Source organism: Pigmentiphaga litoralis (assembly GCF_048632615.1).
GTDB lineage: Bacteria > Pseudomonadota > Gammaproteobacteria > Burkholderiales > Burkholderiaceae_B > Pigmentiphaga > Pigmentiphaga litoralis_B.
On the sequence record NZ_CP184479.1, the window covers coordinates 2,452,396 to 2,471,375 of the forward strand.

The 18,980-nt window shown below is 64.9% G+C and carries 19 protein-coding genes and 1 pseudogene; 12 read left to right on the forward strand and 8 right to left on the reverse strand.

The features are described 5' to 3' along the window. Positions 1-72: 72 nt before the first annotated feature. The 4 genes from ACNANG_RS10900 to ACNANG_RS10915 form a co-directional block, all read right to left on the reverse strand. On the reverse strand, positions 73-1,326 hold the full coding sequence (locus ACNANG_RS10900; protein ID WP_420227513.1) for a hydantoinase/carbamoylase family amidase: 1,254 nt from the start codon (positions 1,324-1,326) through the stop codon (positions 73-75). 158 nt (positions 1,327-1,484) lie between these two features. Continuing rightward, positions 1,485-2,471 carry a dihydroorotate dehydrogenase gene (locus ACNANG_RS10905; protein WP_420227177.1) on the reverse strand — a complete coding sequence of 329 codons (987 nt, stop codon included), beginning with the start codon at positions 2,469-2,471 and terminating at the stop codon, positions 1,485-1,487. Next, the gene (locus ACNANG_RS10910) at positions 2,471-3,388 is read right to left on the reverse strand and encodes a dihydroorotate dehydrogenase electron transfer subunit (RefSeq protein ID WP_420227178.1); all 918 of its coding nucleotides are present in this window, start codon (positions 3,386-3,388) and stop codon (positions 2,471-2,473) included. Before ACNANG_RS10910 ends, ACNANG_RS10905 begins: the two co-directional genes overlap by 1 nt. 77 nt (positions 3,389-3,465) lie before the next feature. After that, entirely contained in the window at positions 3,466-4,704 is a 1,239-nt protein-coding gene (locus tag ACNANG_RS10915) for an MFS transporter (RefSeq protein WP_420227514.1), read from the reverse strand. Between the two features lie 352 nt (positions 4,705-5,056). Here ACNANG_RS10915 and ACNANG_RS10920 point away from each other — a divergent pair. From ACNANG_RS10920 to ACNANG_RS10945, 6 genes and pseudogenes are all read left to right on the forward strand, one after another. Beyond that, a pseudogene (locus tag ACNANG_RS10920) lies at positions 5,057-5,209 on the forward strand (helix-turn-helix domain-containing protein); the annotation flags it as partial. A 404-nt stretch (positions 5,210-5,613) separates the two neighbouring features. Then, positions 5,614-5,940: a hypothetical protein gene (locus ACNANG_RS10925; protein ID WP_420227694.1), complete on the forward strand. Its 327-nt coding sequence runs from the start codon at positions 5,614-5,616 to the stop codon at positions 5,938-5,940. A gap of 34 nt (positions 5,941-5,974) precedes the next feature. Next, positions 5,975-6,649 carry an orotate phosphoribosyltransferase gene (locus ACNANG_RS10930; protein ID WP_420227179.1) on the forward strand — a complete coding sequence of 225 codons (675 nt, stop codon included), beginning with the start codon at positions 5,975-5,977 and terminating at the stop codon, positions 6,647-6,649. Between the two features lie 75 nt (positions 6,650-6,724). Then, positions 6,725-7,039: a hypothetical protein gene (locus ACNANG_RS10935; protein ID WP_420227180.1), complete on the forward strand. Its 315-nt coding sequence runs from the start codon at positions 6,725-6,727 to the stop codon at positions 7,037-7,039. Then, complete coding sequence (locus ACNANG_RS10940) at positions 7,036-8,307, forward strand: muropeptide transporter (RefSeq protein WP_420227181.1); 1,272 nt, start codon at positions 7,036-7,038, stop codon at positions 8,305-8,307. Before ACNANG_RS10935 ends, ACNANG_RS10940 begins: the two co-directional genes overlap by 4 nt. 4 nt (positions 8,308-8,311) lie before the next feature. After that, positions 8,312-8,929, forward strand: coding sequence for a trimeric intracellular cation channel family protein (locus tag ACNANG_RS10945; RefSeq protein WP_420227182.1), 618 nt, complete (start codon positions 8,312-8,314; stop codon positions 8,927-8,929). A gap of 499 nt (positions 8,930-9,428) precedes the next feature. Here the strand turns inward: ACNANG_RS10945 and ACNANG_RS10950 are convergent, their stop codons facing one another. From ACNANG_RS10950 to ACNANG_RS10965, 4 genes are all read right to left on the reverse strand, one after another. Continuing rightward, a complete protein-coding gene (locus ACNANG_RS10950) occupies positions 9,429-10,430 on the reverse strand; it encodes an alginate lyase family protein (RefSeq protein ID WP_420227183.1) in 1,002 nt (333 codons plus the stop codon). An 8-nt stretch (positions 10,431-10,438) separates the two neighbouring features. After that, positions 10,439-10,690, reverse strand: a complete 252-nt coding sequence (locus ACNANG_RS10955; protein WP_420227184.1) for a hypothetical protein — start codon at positions 10,688-10,690, stop codon at positions 10,439-10,441. Positions 10,691-11,398: 708 nt separating this feature from the next. Further along, positions 11,399-12,133 (reverse strand): LysR substrate-binding domain-containing protein, encoded by a 735-nt coding sequence (locus ACNANG_RS10960; protein ID WP_420227185.1) that lies wholly within the window; start codon positions 12,131-12,133, stop codon positions 11,399-11,401. Then, complete coding sequence (locus ACNANG_RS10965) at positions 12,112-12,336, reverse strand: helix-turn-helix domain-containing protein (RefSeq protein ID WP_420227186.1); 225 nt, start codon at positions 12,334-12,336, stop codon at positions 12,112-12,114. Before ACNANG_RS10965 ends, ACNANG_RS10960 begins: the two co-directional genes overlap by 22 nt. Positions 12,337-12,424: 88 nt before the next feature. Here ACNANG_RS10965 and ACNANG_RS10970 point away from each other — a divergent pair, with 88 nt between their 5' ends. From ACNANG_RS10970 to gtdA, 6 genes are all read left to right on the forward strand, one after another. Beyond that, entirely contained in the window at positions 12,425-13,612 is a 1,188-nt protein-coding gene (locus tag ACNANG_RS10970; RefSeq protein WP_420227187.1) for an FAD-dependent monooxygenase, read from the forward strand. A gap of 233 nt (positions 13,613-13,845) precedes the next feature. Then, entirely contained in the window at positions 13,846-14,571 is a 726-nt protein-coding gene (locus tag ACNANG_RS10975; protein WP_420227188.1) for a class II aldolase/adducin family protein, read from the forward strand. A gap of 97 nt (positions 14,572-14,668) precedes the next feature. Next, positions 14,669-15,661: a Bug family tripartite tricarboxylate transporter substrate binding protein gene (locus tag ACNANG_RS10980; protein ID WP_420227515.1), complete on the forward strand. Its 993-nt coding sequence runs from the start codon at positions 14,669-14,671 to the stop codon at positions 15,659-15,661. Between the two features lie 85 nt (positions 15,662-15,746). Further along, positions 15,747-16,865, forward strand: a complete 1,119-nt coding sequence (locus tag ACNANG_RS10985; RefSeq protein WP_420227189.1) for a Bug family tripartite tricarboxylate transporter substrate binding protein — start codon at positions 15,747-15,749, stop codon at positions 16,863-16,865. Continuing rightward, positions 16,865-17,863, forward strand: a complete 999-nt coding sequence (locus ACNANG_RS10990) for a 4,5-dihydroxyphthalate decarboxylase (protein ID WP_420227190.1) — start codon at positions 16,865-16,867, stop codon at positions 17,861-17,863. Before ACNANG_RS10985 ends, ACNANG_RS10990 begins: the two co-directional genes overlap by 1 nt. Before the next feature lie 26 nt (positions 17,864-17,889). Continuing rightward, positions 17,890-18,924: a gentisate 1,2-dioxygenase gene (gene gtdA / locus ACNANG_RS10995; protein ID WP_420227191.1), complete on the forward strand. Its 1,035-nt coding sequence runs from the start codon at positions 17,890-17,892 to the stop codon at positions 18,922-18,924. Positions 18,925-18,980 lie beyond the last annotated feature (56 nt).

Consider the following 18,980-nt stretch of genomic DNA (forward strand, 5'->3'; position numbering starts at 1 on the left):
ACGATGGGTGATCGTGGGGTGCACTTATACACCCTATCCCGGCACGTCGCGCACCAAGTCCTTCAACGCTTCCTACATCCTTAGCAACGCGTGATACAGCAGGTTGGTGCCCGCCATGAAATCATCCATGTCCATGGCTTCTTGCGGGTTGTGCGACCCGTGTTCGTTGCGGATGAAGATCATCCCTGACGGGATGCCGGCATTGGCGAACAGGGCGGCGTCGTGGCCCGCGCCGCTGGCGACTTTTTCGACCGGCAAGGACAGGTGGCCCGCCGTCTCCAGCAGCGTTTTCACAATGCCGGCGTTCATGACGGCAGGCGCCGACGCAATGCGGCGGTCGAACTCGAAACGCACGCCGCGCTGGCGCGCCACGGCTTCGCATTCGTCGCGCATCACCTTGTAGAAGGCCTCCAACGTATCGGTGCTTTCGCTGCGCACTTCAAAGCTGAAGTTGACCTGGCCGGGAATGCGCGACACGGCATGTTCGGCGGGGTCGGTGCCCATGATGCCCGACGTCACCACCAGGTCGTTGCCGCGTTCCAGCAGCACGCGCCAGTGTTCGTCCAGGCGCATCAGCAGGTCGGCCACCGCAAAGACGGCGTCTTTGCGCAGCCAGCGTGGCACGGCGCCGGAATGCCCGGGTTCGCCTATGCATGCCACGCTGTTGTGGCGCAGGTTGCCGCGGATGCCCGAGACGATGGCGGTGGGCCATTTGCGGGCGACCATGATCGGGCCCTGTTCGATGTGCAGTTCCAGGTAGGCGTGCACCTTGGCTACCCAGGGCATGGCCGTGCCGGCTGCAACAACGTCGACATCCACGCCGGCGGCGGCCATGGCTTCACCCATGCTTTTGCCGTTGCGTTTGTTGACGAGGGCCAGGTCGTCGGCGGTCAGTTTGCCGAGGATGGCGCTCGATCCCATGTAGGCCTTGCCGAACCAGGCGCTTTCTTCGCCGCGCATGCCGGCCACCATCAGGGGGTGGGCCAGTTGCCGGCCTTCGTCCTTCAACCGTTTCAGGCAAAGCAGTCCGGAAATGACGCCTGCCAAACCGTCGAAGTTGCCGCCCTGCGGCACCGAGTCGACGTGCGAGCCGACGACCACCGGGGCCGCATCGCCGCTACCCGGCAAGGTGAACAGGCGATTGGCGGCGGCGTCGGTCTCGACCTCCAGGCCTTCCTGTTTCGCCCATTCCGTCAGGTAGTCCAGCGTGGCCGTTTCCGATGCGCCATAGCTTTCACGGGACACGCCCACGCCGTCGAAGCTCAGGTCGCGCACGTGGTCGAACAACGTCGCGGCCAGCGCGTGGTCTTCGGCGCTGAAGGACATCGCCGCGGAGGACGATGCCGCCGAGGACGAGGCCCCGGATGCCGACGTCGACGCCGGCTGCGAGGGAGATGCCGGCGCGGATGTCGACGCCGGTCCGGCGGCAGTTCGCACGGTGTTCTGCAAGGCGGTGTCTGTCATGAACTTCCTTCTGCGGGCCGTCAGGCCATCGCTTCGAATGGCACGAAGCCGGTGTCTTCGACCGCGCCTATCAGACTGCGCAGATCGGTCATGCCCTGCTGCCGGCAGAACGCGCCCAGACCGTCGATCACGTCGATCATGGCCGTGGGGCGAATGAAGGTGGCGGTGCCGACCTGCACGGCCGTGGCGCCGGCCAGCATGAATTCCACGGCGTCATCCGCCGTCGATATGCCGCCGCAGCCGATGATGGGAATCGAGACGGCGCGGTGGCACTGGTACACCATGCGCACCACGATGGGCTTGACGGCCGGACCCGACATGCCGCCCATGACGTTGCCCAGTTTCGGGCGGCGCGTGCGGATGTCGATGGCCATGCCCAGAATGGTGTTGGCCACCACCAAGGCTTCGGCGCCTTCGTCTTCGGCAGCCTTGGCCACCGCGGCGATTTCACCGGTGTTGGGCGTCAGCTTGACCCATAGCGGCAGGCGCGTGGCGGCGCGCAGGGTCCTGACCACCGAGGCCGTGGATCGCGCATGCATCGCGAAGGCCTTGCCGTCTTCTTCGATGTTCGGGCACGAAATATTGGCTTCGATCGCCGCCACGCCCGGCACGTCGGACAGGGCCGCCGCCAGTTCGGCGAAGCCGTCGCTGGTGGGGGCCGAGATGCTGACGACCAGGGGCGGCGTGAAGCCACGATAGAAGGGCACGGACTCACGAATGAAGTACTCGGATCCCTTGCTGGGAATGCCGATGGCATTCAGCATGCCGCCCTGCACTTCGGCCACGCGCGGCACCGGATTGCCGCTGCGCTTTTCGGCCGTAATGGTCTTGGTGACGAACGCCCCCAGCCGATTCAGGTCGATGGTGTTGGCCAGGCCATCGGCAAAGGTGCCCGAGGCCGGCATGATCGGGTTCTGCAGGCGCAGCCCGCCCACGTCGATCGACAGGTCCACCACCGTGTCGTCAGACAGGCCAGGGCGCACCATCACTCCGTCTCTTGCATTCATCACGTCACCTCCGCAAGCGGAAACACGGGGCCATCCCAACAGACCCGTTTGCTGACCAGGTGGTCGCCTTCGCGAAAGGCGCGCACGCAGCAATAGCACATGCCGATGCCACAGGCCATCTGCTGTTCCATGGCCACTTCGCCGGGCACGCCCAGCTCGTTGCCCAGCCGTTGCATCAACGCGGTCAGGCGCTGCGATCCGCAGGTGTAGAAGGCGTCGGCCTTGCCCGCCTTGTGCAGTTCACGCAGCAGGGCTTCGACCTTGTCGACCGAGCTGGTCAGGGCTTCGTCGGTGACTTCGATCACCGTCGCGCCGGTGCCGCTGAAGCGCGTCTGCGACATCAGGTTTTCCGCATCGCGCGCGCTCAGGATCGCGGTCACGCCCACGCCGGCCGCGGCCGCCAGATCGGACAGCGGCGCCAGGGTGGCCAGGCCCACGCCACGGCCAAGCACCACGATGTTGCGGGCCCCGGGCGGCAGCGAGAAGCCCACGCCCAGCGGGCCCAGCATTGGCAGCGTGTCATTGGGCATCAGGGTTGCCAGGCCGCGCGTGCCCGCGCCCGTCACCTTGTACAGAAATTCCACCTGACCCGTTGCGGGATCGGCGCGGTAGGTGCTCATGGGGCGGCGAAAGAACGGCGAATCATCGGCCGTGACCGGGCACAGCAAATGGAAGAACTGGCCGGCCACCGCCTGCGCGGCGCGCCCGTCGGCTTGCAGCACCAGATGCTTGTAGTCGCGATTGATCCAGTCGTTGCTGATGACGCGGCCGGCGGTATCGGGCGCCGGCACGCCGCCGCAGCCCGATGCGCTGCCCGCGCACGACGACGCGCGAGGCGCCGGCTGGGCCGCTGCCGCGCCCGGGTGTTGCAGCGATGGGTCTTGCACCGGTTGGCCCTGCATGGAGGAAGTCTGCATGAGGATGTCCTGAAAACGGGGCGAGGGCCGGCGCTTGCGCGCGGCCCCTTCCCTTGCATCGAAGGTGCGCGGACGGGTCAGTCCAGCGCGGCGCCCTTGCGTTCCGGAATCAGGAACAGGGTGGCAAAGATGTCGAGCACGTAGATCGATGCGAGCAGCGCGATCGCGGCGCTGAACGAATACTTCGAAGCCACGGCGCCCACGGCGAGCGGACCGAAGCCGCCGACCGCGCGGCCGATGTTGAACAGCACGTTCTGGGCCGTGGCCCGGGCGGCCGTGGGGTACAGCTCGGAGATCAGCGCGCCGTAGCCGCCGATCATGCCGTTCACGAACATGCCCATGATGGCGCCGCCGATCAGCAGCGCGTATTGCGATTCGAGCGCCGAGTACGCCAGCACGGTCACGATCGCGCCCACCTGGTAGAACAGGAAGATCGGGCGGCGGCCAACGCGGTCCGCAAGCTGGCCGAACAGCCAGATGCCGAAGGCCATGCCCAGGATCGTGACCGACGTCCACATGGCGGACTTGGTAAGCGAGTAGCCGAATTGCTTGCTCAGGTACGACGGCATCCAGATCATCACGCCGTAGTAGCCGAAGTTCTGCACCGACGTCAGGATCACCACACCAATGCTCATTCGGGTGGTGGCGGCGTCAGCCACCAGCATCTTGAACGAGTTCTCTTTCTTGGCGACCTTCTGGTTTTCGATGAAGATCTTGGGTTCGCCAATGAAGTGGCGAATCACGAAGGCGGCCACCGCAGGCAGTACGCCCACGGCGAACATGCCGCGCCAGCCGATGATGGGCAACAGCAACGGAGTCAGCAGCGCCGCGGCCAGCACGCCCGCTTGCCATCCCAGGCCCACATACGACGACATGCGCGCACGCTGTTCCGGACGGCAGGCTTCGGCGGCCAGCGCCATCCCGATGCCGAATTCGCCGCCCAGGCCGATACCGGCGATGGTGCGATAGATCAGCAGGTCCCAATAGCCGGTGGCCAGCGAGCAGAGGCCGGTAAAGATCGCGAACAGCAGAATGGTCCAGTTCAGCACGCGCACCCGGCCGTACTTGTCGCTGAGCCAGCCAAACACCACGCCGCCAAACACCGCGCCCACCAGCGTCCAGGTAACCAGCGAACCGGCTTGCGTGCCGGAAAAGCCCAGGTCGGCCGAGATCGCCGCCAGGATGAAGCCCAGGATCAGCAGATCGAAGCCGTCCAGCGCGTAGCCCACGGTCGACGCAATGACGGCCTTGCGCGCGTAGCTGTCGGTTTCCACCAGATCAGGCGAGGCGGCGGGCGCACCCGGCTTGCCGGCCATGCTGGCTGTGTTGTTGCTCATGTCCACTCTCCGAGGGAAACGAATATCAGGATCGAATAAGAAGATGGGAAAGCCGGGACCCTGCGTCGTTGCCTATCGCCTTGTGAGCGGACCTGTCCGGGGACTCGTCTTTTTTTAGACTAAGACACTTTTTCTTACTTCTCAAGCGTTTTTTATCTAAGCTGATACTTCGCGCGCTTATGTGGCGAAAGCCGCAATCGCGGCGCACCAAACCCAGGCAAACCCCTAAAACCAAGCACTTGACCGGTGCATTCGAGGGATTTATGCCCTGCCATGGTTCGCATCGAAAAACGCCGTGGCGCAACCGCTTCTAATTTTTTAGACTAGGTGTATGGATACTGCCGTCATTCCCCATCAGTCGATCGACTTCCAGGCCATCGGCGAGCGCCTGCGCGCCTACCGCCTGGGCGCATCGCTGCGTGCCGAAACCGTGGCCGACCAGCTTGGCGTGTCGCGCGCGGCCGTATACCGGATGGAGAAAGGCCATATCGTCAAGATCGAAACGCTGGAACGGCTGGGCGTCATCCTGAACACGTCGCTGGCGTCCCTGCTCGGCGTCGGGGCCGAGTACTACACGTCGCCGGTTGCCTACATCGAACGCATGCGCCAGCTGGAAACCGACGCGACGCGGATCATGGCGCACTTCGAACCGATTTCCTTTCTGCTGACGTCCGATGATTACGCCGCGCATCTGGAACAGATGCTGCGCGAAGGCAATCCCGATCAGGACGACCCGCGCATCGCCGCGGTCATGAAACTGCTGAACGATCGCAAGCGCGCCTTTTCGCGCCGGCGGCCGCCCATCATCAGCCTGATCGGGCTGCGCGAGATCGAACGCTTCGTCCATTTCGGCCTGGTGGGCCGGATCGACCTGCCCCCTCGGTGCGCATGGAACGGTCGCTGGCCGCGCGGCGCGAGGTCGAACGCATCATCGCGCTGCTGCAGGAACACCCCATGGACATGCAGATCGGCATCGTCGACGGCAGCATGCCCAACGCCACCTTCCAGGTGTTCGAACGCCCGGGCGCGTCGTTCGTGGCGGTCAGCCCGTTCCGTTTTGGCGAGCTGCCCAACATCACCACCGGCATCGCGCAGGTGACTGCCGCGCCACAGGCAGTCGAGCTGTATACGAAAATGGTGGAAGATCTGTGGCAACGATCCTATAAGGGACAGAAAGCCGCGGATCTTTTGGGTAGCATGCTAAAAGTTGTCTAATCTCACGCCACACGTCACGCCACACAAAGAAGTCATGGAAGAAACCACTATCGGGCCCGTCGTCGCCAGGTTGTTGCTGGAGTCCGGCGCCGTCCACGTCACCGGCGGCAAGCCTTTCATATTGCGCTCCGGCTGGGCCAGCCCCGTCTATGTGGACGTCCGCAAGCTGATTTCGTCGGTCGCGGCGCGCACCACCCTGAACGAAGCGGCCCTGTCGGTCGTCAAGAACCGCATCGGCCTGACGGAAATCGACGTCATCACCGGCGCCGAAACCGCCGGCGTACCCTACGCCGCCTGGCTGGCCGACCGCCTGTCGCTGCCGCTGCAGATTGTGCGCAAGAAGCCCCTGGGCTTTGGCCGCAATGCACAGATAGAAGGCGAAGTGGTGGCTGGCAACCGTGCGCTGCTGGTCGATGACCTGACCACCGATGGCCAGAGCAAGCGCAATTTCTGCCTGGCGCTGCGCGGCGCCGGACTGCAGGTGCGCCATCTGCTCAGCATCTTCTATTACGATACGTTTGCCGAAAGCCGCCGCACGATGGAAGAACTGGACATCCAGATCCATGCGCTGGCCACCTGGCAGGACATCATCGGGCTGGCCAAGGCCGACAATTTCCTGACGCCCGGCGATATCGACAAGGTCGAACTGTTCCTGTCGCACACGTCCGACTGGTCGAAGGCGCACGGCGGCATCGGCCGCCTGAACTGATTGCTGATTGCCACCGCCCGATCCGTTTTTCCGATTCCCTTACCCGTTGCCCCTTGGTTTATGAACTTCTCTGAATTGATCCAACGTTTCGCCGCCCAGGTCCCGGGGACCGACAGTTTCCTGAAGGTCAAGGAAGGCACGCTGGCGCTGATTTCCAGCGACTCGGAACATGCGGGTGCGTACTTCCTGATCTACGGTTTCGCGCGGTCCTACGTGATCCTGTACGAAGACCAGGGCATCGACCCGGCATTTGCCGAAACCGCGAAGCAGCAGCTGCTGTCCTACATGAATCGCCTGAACGACGCGTTTGCGTCGGGCAAGGCCGAAGACATGGTGGCCGCGCAGAACTGGATCGTGCTCGACTACGGGCGTAGCGGTAAGATATTTTGAACCCGCCGTCCTCGCCGGATAGCCCGGCGGTGGCTGCGTCGTCGCTTTACACCAACCGGCGGGTCGCGCCGCTGCTGGCCCTCGGCTTCGCGAGCGGGCTGCCGCTGGCGCTCACTACCGGCACCCTGCAGGCCTGGGCCACGGTCGACGGCGTCTCGCTGCAGGCGATCGGCTTCCTCACGCTGGTGGGTTCGGCCTACACGCTCAAGTTCTTGTGGGCGCCCCTCATGGACCGCTACACGCCGCCGCTACTGGGCCGGCGCCGTGGCTGGATGGTCCTGACCCAGATCCTGCTTGCGATCGCCATCATGGCGATGGGCGCCCTGTCGCCGCGCGAATCGCTGCTGCCGCTGGCATTGATCGCGGTATTCGTCGCGTTCTGCTCATCCTCGCAAGACATTGCCTTCGATGCCTACCGCACGGACGTCCTGCGGACAGAAGAACGCGGTGCGGGCGCCGCCATCTCGGTGCTTGGCTACCGCCTGGCCATGCTGGTGTCGGGCGGACTGGCGCTGGTGATTGCCGATTCCTGGCTGGGCTGGGGCCCGACTTACGTCGTCATGGGCGGCCTGATGGGCCTGTCGGTCTTGGCCACCCTGATCGCCCCCGAACCGGACCACCCTGCCCGCGCGCCACGCACCCTGGGCGAAGCCGTCACCGGGCCGCTCAAAGAATTCTTCAGCCGCCAGGGCGCGTTGACCGTGCTGCTGTTGATCGTGCTGTACAAGCTGGGCGATGCGTTTGCCGGCAGCCTGTCCACCACCTTCCTGATCCGCGCGGCCGGCTACAGCGCCACTGAAGTCGGCACCATCAACAAGCTGCTGGGCCTGGGCGCCACCATCATTGGCGCCTTGAGCGGCGGCGCCCTGCTGGCGCGCATCGGCCTGTTCCGGTCGCTCATGCTGTTCGGCATCCTGCAGGCCATCTCCAACCTGGGCTTCTGGCTGATCGCCGTCAGCGACAAGAACATCGTGCTGATGGCGTCCGCCGTCGGCGTCGAAAACCTGTGCGGCGGCCTGGGCACGGCCGCCTTCGTGGCCCTGCTGATGGGCCTGTGCGACCGGCGCTTCTCCGCCACCCAGTTTGCGTTATTGTCGGCCCTGTCGGCCGTGGGCCGCACCTACCTGGCCGGCCCCCTGGCGCCGCCCCTGGTCGAAACCTACGGCTGGCCCACTTTCTTCATGCTGACGGTTGCCATCGGCCTGCCCGGACTGGCGCTGCTGTGGTGGCGCCGCGCCGACATTACCCGTCTGGACCGCACGGAGTAAGGCGATGCTTTTCGTCTCGCTGTACGTGATCGCGATCACGGCGGAAGCCATGACGGCCGCCCTGTCGGCCGGCCGCCGCAGCATGGACTGGGTCGGCGTGTGCGTGATCGCCTGCGTCACCGCCCTGGGCGGCGGGTCCTTGCGCGACGTGCTGCTCGGCCACTATCCACTGACCTGGGTCAAGCACCCGGAATACCTGCTGATCACCGCCGCCGCGGCTTTGCTTACGGCGTTCATTGCGCCGGTGATGCGGCGGCTGCGCGCTTTGTTCCTGCTGCTCGATGCGCTGGGGCTGGTGGTGTTTACGGTGATCGGCTGCCAGGTGGCGCTGGAGATGCAGCTGTCGCCAATCATCGTGCTGGTGAGCGGCATGATCACCGGCTGCTTTGGCGGCGTGATGCGCGATGTGCTGTGCAACGAAATTCCGCTGCTGTTCCGGCATGAACTCTATGCCAGCGTGTCGGTGCTGGTGGGTCTGGTGTTCCTTGGCACCCTGTACGTGGGCATGCCGCAGCAGGTGGCGGTGCTGGCGGCGATGGTGACGGGGCTGGTGGTACGGTTGCTGGCGATCCGGTTCGACTGGCACATGCCGAAGTTCGTGTATCGGGACGATTGGAGGTAGAGCCCCCCTAGGCGCTTCGCGCCTCCCCCAGGGGCGGCACTGGCGGGCTGGCAAAGCCAGACCCGCGGTGCCCTGGATGGGGGTGTCTTGGGTCGGGCGGGTGCGCGGTGGTCTGGATGGGGGTGTCTCGGGTCGATGCGCGGTGCGGAGATCGAAAGTCCACGAGCCTTCAGTACCGACAGTTGCTGGACAATCGTCAGGTAGGGCTTGGTGTAAAGAGCCATGCACCCTACAAAATAGAAAACCCGCCCGTACGTCTTTCGACGCAGAGGAGCGGGCCGTGTTGGATGGATAGTATCGAATGACACATTGAAGTCCAGACCTCCAGGCCTGAATCGATATAACTACGCATGCCACCACCACCCATCGGCTGATGCCTGTCGCTGTTCATGCGTAGCGCGCTGGTGCGCGATCGTCGAGGTGGATCCAGGGCACCGCGGAGCTGGCTTTGCCAGTCCGCTGGTGCCGCCCCTGGGGAGGCGCGAAGCGTCAAGGGGGGCTACATACTCCGCGTGACCTCGTTGAAGAGCCAGCTTGGGTTGTATTCCGGGAAGCGGTGCAGGTAGGTCTTGTCGGGGGTGTCGGCCACGGCTTTGGCGCGGGCGTAGTTGCCCCAGCGGGGGTCGTAGGCGTCGGCGTAGGGGAACGGAAGGCCGGGGTCGAACTGCCAGGGTTTGCCAAGCTGGTTGATGTGCAGGCTGGTCTTGTCGGGGGCGTATCGGCTGTTGACATATTCCAGGTGCACGCGGGTCTTTTCGATGTACGGGATCAGGAAGGCCATGGCATTGGCCATGCTGCCATTGCCGGCGGCGGAGGCGCGGTAGTCGTACAGCGACACGCCGTCCACGTTCAGGGCCTGCGCCAGCAGGACCAGGCCGCGCAGGCTGTAGCAGTGGTAGCCCAAAGCGTCGCGGCCGCGGAAATCGACGGTTTCGCCGCCGGGTTCGATGTGTTCGCCCAGGAAAGTGCGAGTGGCGCTGATGACCCAGTCCAGGTCCGCGCGGGAATCGATGGCCAATGCGCTGACGGCGACGTTGCACAGGCCGTGCGACATCCAGTTGTTCCGGCCGGCCGTCCGGTCGGCGGTGATACGTTCGAACCAGATGCGGTTGCGGTCGACGACTTTGCGCAGCCATGGCTCGATGATGGCGCGGTCGGCGTCGGACAGGGCGTCGCGCACGTGAAAGTAGGCGACGGCCGGGTTGAGCAACGTTTCGTCGATCAGGGGATTGCCGTAGGGTTCGTGCACGCGCGCCCAGGCGACCAGCATGTTGCGCAAGACGAGCAGCGTGTCAGCGCGTCGATGGCAGCGCCAGTCGAATGCGGCGGCGCGGATGCGGGACAGGTTGGTTTCGGCCAGGTGGGCAGCCGCGATCTGCGCGGCGGTCATGTCAGGCAGGCTGACCGGCTGGTACTCGGTTTTTGAACCTGCCAGGTAGGTGACGGGTGTGGGCGTGACCTGGGCGAATGCATCGGCGTGGCGCTTCAGTTGGCCTTGCATCTGACGGATCAGGGGTCCCCCTCGGCCATGCCGAGCAGCCGGTCCCATCCCTGCGCCGTCAGGAATTCGCCAATGCCCCCCGCCGCCGCGCTGTACCGCGGCGCCGCGGCGCGCGTATCGGGCACGGTGGCCGAAGGCGGCGTTGTAGCGGGCGGCGCGCCATCCGCCGGCGGCAGCACGGGCATCACGTCATCCACCTCACCACCGCCGCACCCGGCCAGCAGCCAGGGAGCCACGGCCAGCGACGCTCCCGCCGACATCAGGCGGCGGCGAGATGCCGAGTCGGGACCCCAAGCATCGCACCCCGCAGGCGCGTCATAGGAAGCAGGCGAAAAGTCCGCTGCCCCGCAAAAAGGGAAAAGTCGGTCAAGGTGAGTCATCGCAGTCAACCAGTAAGGGACGAAAGACGCACCCATCACCGGATGCGCAGGCAACACGACAACCTATCCGCTACCGACCCGCTGAACCACTGACAATCCTGACAGCTACACTGCGTGCAACAAGCATTGCCACGCACCAAGACACCCCCATCCAGGGCACCGCGGATCTGGCTTCGCCAGTCCGCCAGTGCCGCCCCTGGGGAGGCGCGCAGCGCCTTGGGGGTTACTCCACCAGTGCCGCTCAAAGGGGAGCCGCAAAGCGCCCAGAGCGGCTCTTCCCCCAAGAAGCCAACCCCAACCACCACGCCCCCGCCCGCACCAAGACACCCCATCCAGGGCACAGCGGATCTGGCTTCGCCAGTCCGCCAGTGCCGCCCCTGGGGAGGCGCGCAGCGCCTAGGGGGGTTACTCCACCAGTGCCGCTCAAGGGGAGCCGCAAAGCGCCCAGAGCGGCTCCTCTACCAAGAAGCCAACCCCCAACCACCACGCCCCCGCCCGCACCAAGACACCCCATCCAGGGCACAGCGGATCTGGCTTCGCCAGTCCGCCAGTGCCGCCCCTGGGGAGGCGCGCAGCGCCTAGGGGGGCTTAAAACCTCGCCAATCCCCGCTCCGACAGCAAATCGTGGAACAGGCCCTGCATCGACTCCCTCAGCCACTTGTTCACCGGGTCATGGTGATAGCGCCGGTGCCAGTGTTGCCGCAGCGCAAACACGGGCGAAGGGAACGGCAGGCGGTGGATGCGGATGTTGCTGGCGTGGGTGACGGCGTGGGCCGCCTCGAGGGGCACCGTGGCGATCAGGTCGGATTGCGCGACGATGCCAAGCAGCGCAATGAAGTGCGGCACGCGCAGCTTGACGCGAGGCTGCTCGGCGCCGGAGGCCAATAGAGACCGGTCGAACACCTCCATGCTACGCAGCGCGGTATGGGCGGCAATGTGGGGCGCGTCGAAGTACCGCTTGGCGGTCAGCCGTTTGCCGACATGGGGATTACCCGCGCGTGCAATGCAGACGAAACTGCTGGTGCCCAGTTGCTGCTGAAAGAAATTGTCTTTGCTCAGGTCGGGAAAATAGCCCATCGCCAGGTCGACTTCGCCGTTGGCAAGCGCCGCTTCCAGCCGGTCAGGCGTCAACGACAGCACCCGAAACGTCATGTTGGGGGCGACAGTTTCCGCAAACCGCAGGATTCTTGGCAGGAAATACATCTCGCCAATATCCGCCATACAAAAGCGGATTTCGCGGTCAGACGTGGCGGGATCGAAGGTTCTGGTGTCAAAAACCTCTTTTTCCAGCGTTTCCAGTATCAAACGGATGGGAACGGCCACGGCCTGCGCGCGGGGGTGGGCCGCATTTCGTTGCCGATCCGGACAAACAGGGGGTCGTGCAGCAGCGCGCGCAACTTGTTCAAGCCGTAGCTCATGGTGGGCTGGCTCAGTCCCAGGCTCTCGGCCGCCGCCGTGACGCTGCGGGTCCGCAAGACCGCTTCGAAGGTCTTGAAGAGCTGGAAATCGATGCCATCCAGATTCATTTTTTAAATACCTTCTATCGAAACTATTGGATTGAACAATTCGGGCAGCGCTCACTAAGATAGCCCAAAATATTCTAGAGAGGCTGTCATGGAGACAAGATCCGACACGACGTCCGGCGAGTTCATCATCGCGGGCGGTGGCATCGGGGGCATCGCAACGGCGCTGGCCCTGGCCCGTCAGGGGCGCAAGGTGCGCGTGCTGGAACGTGCGGCCGAGCTGGGCGAAATCGGCTATGGCCTGCAGCTGGGGCCGAACGCCTACCGCATGCTGGAACACCTGGGCGTGGCCGATCAGCTGAAGGACCGCGCGTTTTTCCCCAATAACCTGGTCATGATCGATGCGATCGACGGACGGGAACTGACCCGCATGGCGCTGGGCTCGGATTTCCAGGCCAAGTTCGGCTACCCCTATTCGGTGATCCACCGCAGCGACCTGCACCAGATGCTGCTGGATGCCGTGCGCGACATGCCGGGCGTCAGCATCGAAACGTCCAAGGGTGTGCAAAGCTTTACGCAGAACGCGGATGGCGTGGAAGTGACCTGTGAGGACGGCAGCGTCTATCACGGCACCGCGCTGGTCGGCGCCGACGGCCTGAAATCGCGGGTGCGCGCGACCCTGCTGGACGACGGCGCGCCGCGCGTGGCGGGTCAGGTCGCGTACCGCGGCGTGGTGCCGATGGAAGAGATTACCGACACCACCCATGCGGACGACGTGGTGCTGTGGGTCGGCCCGAACCTGCACATGGTCCAGTACCGCCTGCGCGGCGGCAAGGTCATGAACAACGTGGCCGTGGTCGAGAACGACGACTTGCGCCTGGGCCGCACCGAGACGATCGGGCCGGACGAAATGGAACGCATCTTTGCGCCGTGTACCGAAAACGTCCGCAAGAACCTGGGCTATGTGCGCAAGGACCGCAACTGGGTGCTGTACGACCGAGACCCCAAGGCGGGCTGGTCGCAGGGCCGCGCCACGCTGCTGGGCGACGCCGCCCATCCCACGCTGCAATACATGGCGCAGGGCGCATGCATGGCGCTGGAAGACGCGGCCGTGCTGGCGCACAAGATCACCACGGTGCCCAGCCTGGATCAGGCGCTGCTCGATTATGAGCATGCTCGATATCTGCGCACCGGACGCATCCAGCTGACCTCGCGCTTTTTCTGCGGCATCTGCCACGCCGGCGGCGGCGCGCGCGACGTGCGCAACAGCCTGGTCGAAAACCGGCCGAAGAACAGCACGTTCGAGATCGACTGGCTGTACAGCGGCATCGTTCTGTAAGGCATCCACAAGGCCGCCGCGGGAAGGATTCTTCGCGGCGGCGCAACGTGCTGCCAGCCCGTGATCGGGCCGCGGCAATACGACACGACAGAACACAACAACGCAGCAACACGACGACACAGCAACGCAGCACATCGACATGGCGCACGGACGGGGCACACGACACCGCAGCACCCACCCGCCCGTTCTGACGCGCTGCCCTTTCCCGCTTACTTCTTTCCAGGACATGCCTGATGGCCATCCAGCTTCCCGATTCCGAACTCGTCGACAAACTCGTCTATGCCAACCGCATCCTGTATGACCACGGCATTGTCGATGGCCTGGGGCACGTCAGCGTGCGCCATCCGACCGAGCCCGGCGTGTTCCTGCTGTCGTGCAACCGCGCGCCGGCCATGGTCCGCCGGCAGGACATCGTCTGCTATGACTTCGACGGCAACACGGTGTCGGATTCCAAGGAACGTCCCTACCTGGAGCGCTTCATCCACGCCGAGCTGTACCGCGCGCGGCCGGACGTGATGTCGGTCGTGCACAGCCATTCGATGAGCGTGATCCCCTTTGCCATCACCAAGCATGCGCTCAAGCCGGTGTTCCACATGTCCAGCTTCCTGGGCGCCGGATCGGCCCACTTCGAGATCCGCGACGCGGGTGGCGATACGGACATGCTGATCCGCGACAAGCATTTGGGCGAGGCGCTGGCCAAGTCGATGGGCGACTGCAATTGTGTGTTGATGCGGGGCCACGGGTCGACCGTGGTGGGCGGGTCGATCGAAGCGGCCGTGTTCCGCGCGATCTACACCGAAATCAACGCGCGCCTGCAGCTGGAAGCGCAGGGCCTGGGCGAGATCACCTTCCTGAATGGCGAAGAAGCGCGCCTGGCCACCGAGATGAACGAAGGGCAGCTGCCGCGTTCGTGGAATCTGTGGATCAAGCGTCTGGGCAACGTCGATCTCGACCAGTGAGACAGCGGCAGCGGATCGTTGCCGAAATCAACAGAATGATGGACGGGCACAACGATGCCCGGACCGACCGCGCAAACGCGAGGAGACTGACGTGGCAATGCATTTTTCGATCCAGAAGCGCTGGATGACGAGCGCCCTGGTGGCGGTGGCGGCAACCGGGGCGCTGACCGGCGCCGCGGCACGGGCCGCCGACGCCTACCCCAACAAGACCGTGCGCCTGGTGGTGCCGTATGGCACGGGCGGCGGGTCCGACATCCTGGCGCGCCAGATCGGCGCGGGCCTGGCGCCGATCTGGGGCCAGGGCGTGGCGGTGGAAAACAAGGCAGGCGCCTCCGGCAATATCGGCAGCCAGGACGTGGTCCGCGCGCCTGGCGATGGCTATACCCTGCTGCTGCAGAACTCGACCATGGTTAGCAACCTGGGCCTGACGGGCAAGCTGCCGTACGACGCCGAAAAGGATCTGACTCCGATCATGATCCTGGGCGTGACGCCGATCGCGCTGGCGGCGCATCCGTCGGTCAAGATCAGCAACGTCAAGGAACTGGTTGCGATCGCCAAGGCCAAGCCGGACTCGCTCAGCTACGGGTCCTGCGGGATCGGGACGCCGCAGCACTTCGTGATGGAACTGGTCAAACAGAAGGCCGGCATTACCGCGACCCACGCCGGCTACAAGGGCTGCGCGCCCGCGCTGCAGGACGTGCTGGGCGGCCAGGTGCCGCTGGCGATCGTCAGCGCCAACCTGGTGGCGCCGTACGCCAAGAGCGGCCGCCTGAAGGCCGTGGGCGTGTCCACCGCGCAGCGCTACGAGCTGATGCCCGATACCCCGACGTTCGAAGAACAGGGCCTCAAGCCCTTCGACTTTTCGATCTGGTACGCCCTGATGGGACCGGCAAAACTGCCGGCCGATGTGGTCGCCAAGATCACCGCCGACGTGACCAAGGTGCTGGCCGATCCGAAGGTGAAAGAGAACCTGTCGAATGCCGGCGTGGAAGTCACGAAGGGGTCGGCGCAGGACCTGACCCGGCTGATCAAGGAAGACACGGCGCGCTACATGCAGTTGGCCAAGAGCGCCAACATCCAGGCCGAATGAACGCAGACTGAGCAACACACCGCGATATGACGCAGGCAACAGACCTGCGCGACGCATCCCTTCAATGAAGGACGGAGGAGACAGCATGACCGATGGACGCATGAATGCGGGCAGCAGGATGAATCAAACCCCGATGACGCACGACGCAGCCTCTTCCACGCACGCTTTTCCGGCGCGGTCGCAAACGGACACGTCGGCGCGCGTGCGCCTGGCCTTGTACGTCGCCGCTGCCGTGGCCGGGGCGGCGGTACTGGCGGTGGCCGCCACGTACGCGCCCGCGGCGCGCGCCGCGGACCGCAAGGCCGACAGCTACCCCGATCATCCGATCCGGCTGGTGGTGCCCTTCCCGCCCGGCGGCGGCAATGACACCCTGGGCCGCCTGGTGGCGCAGCGGCTATCGACCACCCTGGGCCAGACGGTGGTGGTGGAAAACCGCGCGGGCGCACTGGGCAATCTGGGCACGGAACAGGTGGCCCGCGCCAAGCCCGACGGCTACACGCTCACCCTGGGCTTCGTGGCCAATTTTGCGATGACGCCCAGCCTGAGCAAGGCGGGTTATGACCCGAACAAGGACTTTGCGCCCATCAGCATGGTCGCGCAGGGCTACCAGATCCTGGTCGTGAATCCGCAATTGCCGGTCAAGAGCGTGTCGGAACTGGTCGCCCTGGCCAAGGCCAAGCCGGGCGAATTGAACTACGCGTCGGGCGGCAACGGATCGCCGCTGCATCTGGTGGCCGAGCTCTTCAAGATGCAGACGGGCACCGACATCCAGCACGTGCCCTACAAGGGCAGCGCGCCCGCGGCCTCGGCGGTCATCAGCGGCGAAACCCAGATGGTGTTCGGCGGCGTGGTGTCCACCCTGCCCTTCGTGCCGACGGGCCGCCTGCGCGCACTGGCCGTCACGTCGCCCACCCGCATTGCCGCGGCGCCGGATGTGCCCACGCTGAACGAACTGGGCTACCCCGGTATCGAAGCCAGTTCCTGGTATGGCCTGTTCGCCCCCGCCGGCACGCCGCCCGCGATCGTTGCACGGCTCAACCAGGAAATGGTCAAGCTGGCCAAGGATCCGGATTACCGCGAACAACTGAACAAGCAGGGACAGGAAGCCATGTCCAGCACCCCCGACGAACTCGCGCGCTACGTCCGGTCCGAATCCGAGAAGTGGGGCCGCGTGATCAAGACCGCAAACATCAAGGCCGATTAATGAATCCCCTTCCGCTTACCCTGGCGCTTGGTCCGTACGACCATACCCGCGACGTGACCGACGGTTCGATCCCCGTCGAAGGCGTCGCGCTGCGCACGCTGAACCTGCCGATCGAAGAAATCTTCTACCGCTTCACCTTGCATCGCGAGTGGGACATTTCCGAGATGTCGATGGGCAAGTACATCGCGCTGCGCTCGCAGGACGACCCGGGCATCCAGGCGCTGCCCATCTTCATTTCGCGCGCCTTTCGCCATTCCATGTTCTACGTGAAGGAAGGCAGCGCCATCCAGCGTCCGGAAGACCTGGCGGGCAAGCGGATCGGCGTGCCGGAATGGGCGCAGACGGCGGGGGTGTATGGCCGCGGATTCCTGAGCGACTATCTGGGCATCGACCTGAAAGGCATTACCTGGGTGCAGTCCGGCGTGAACCAGGCAGGGCGGGCGGAAAAGGTCAAGCTGCACTTGCCCGAGGGCATGCAGTACCACCCCGTCAAAGACAAATCCCTGAACGACATGCTGATGTCGGGCGAGCTGGACGCCGTCATGTCGGCCCGTCCGCCGATGGCCCTGGGCAAGGGCGTCGTGCGCCTGATGCCCGACTACCAGGCCGCCGAAGAACAGTACTTCCGCGATACGAAGATTTTCCCGATCATGCACGGTCTGGTGGTCCGTGGCCCCGTGCTGCAGGAACACCCCTGGGTCGGCATGAACCTGGTCAAGGCCTTTACTCAGGCCAAGCACCAGTCGATGGAGCGGCTGTCGGACGTGACCGCGTCACACGCGCCGTTCGCGTGGATGGCCGAATACGCCAACCGCATGAAGTCCATTTTCGGCGAAGACTTCTTCCCGTATGGCATCGGGCCGGATGCGGGCGGACAGATCAACGTCGCCACCCTCGACGCCTTCTGCAAGTTCGGCCACGAGCAGGGTATCTGCGCGCGCCGGCTGTCGGTCGAGGAATTGTTCCCGAAAAACGTGCTCAGCTCGTTCAAGGTATAGCGCGCGAGCCGAACCGGAGAGATCCCATGAATGACATGAACGTGTATTACAAGACTCTGGACCAGCAGCATCTGGCGCCCCTGTGGGTGGTGTTGAAGGGCCTGGTGCCTTCCGAGCCCAAGTCGAAAGCCGTGCCCTTCCAGTGGCACTTCGACGAGGTCCGCCGCCCGCTGCTCGAAGCGGGTGAACTGATTACCGCCGAAGAAGCCGAACGGCGCGTGCTGGTGCTCGAGAATCCCGGCTGGGCCGGCAAGTCGCAGATCACCGACACGCTGTACGCGGGCCTGCAGCTGATCCTGCCGGGCGAAGTGGCGCCGGCCCATCGCCATACGCAGTCGGCGCTGCGCTTCGTGCTGGAAGGCGCGGGCGGCTACACCGCGGTCGACGGCGAACGCACCACCATGCACCCCGGCGACTTCATCATCACGCCGTCATGGACCTTCCATGATCACGGCCACGACGGCACCGATCCGGTCATCTGGATGGACGGCCTGGACGTGCCGCTGGTGTCCTTCCTGAAGGCCGGCTTTCGTGAAGAAAACGAGTCGGCCTCGCAGACGATCGCGCGGCCCGAGGGCGACGCCCTGGCGCGCTACGGCAGCGGCCTTCTGCCGATCCGCAACAGCCGCAAGACGCACACGTCGCCCGTCTTCAACTATCCCTATGACCGCACGCGCGAAGCGCTGGGCCAGATGGTTCGCTTCGAAGACATCGATCCGCATCGCGGCCTGTGCCTGCGCTACGTGAACCCGACCAGCGGCGACTGGGCGATCCCGACGCTGGGCACCACCATGCAGCTGATCCCCGCGAACTGGCAAGGCAAGACCTACCAGTCCACCGACAGCGGCGTGCTGGTGGTGATCGAAGGCGAGATCACCATCGAGATGTTCGGCACCGACGGCACTGCCGCCGAGCGCTTCACGCTCAAGCCGCGCGATGTGTTCGCGCTGCCAGGCTGGGCCGCGCACCGCATCGTTGGCGGCGCGTCGGACTCGGTGGTGTTCGCGTTCAACGATCGCCCGGTGCAGGAAAAACTCGGCCTCTGGCGCGAAAAGCTGTAAACGCTTCGTTGCACGCAGCCGGTGTCACGTAGGTGGTGTCACGCAACCGGCATCAA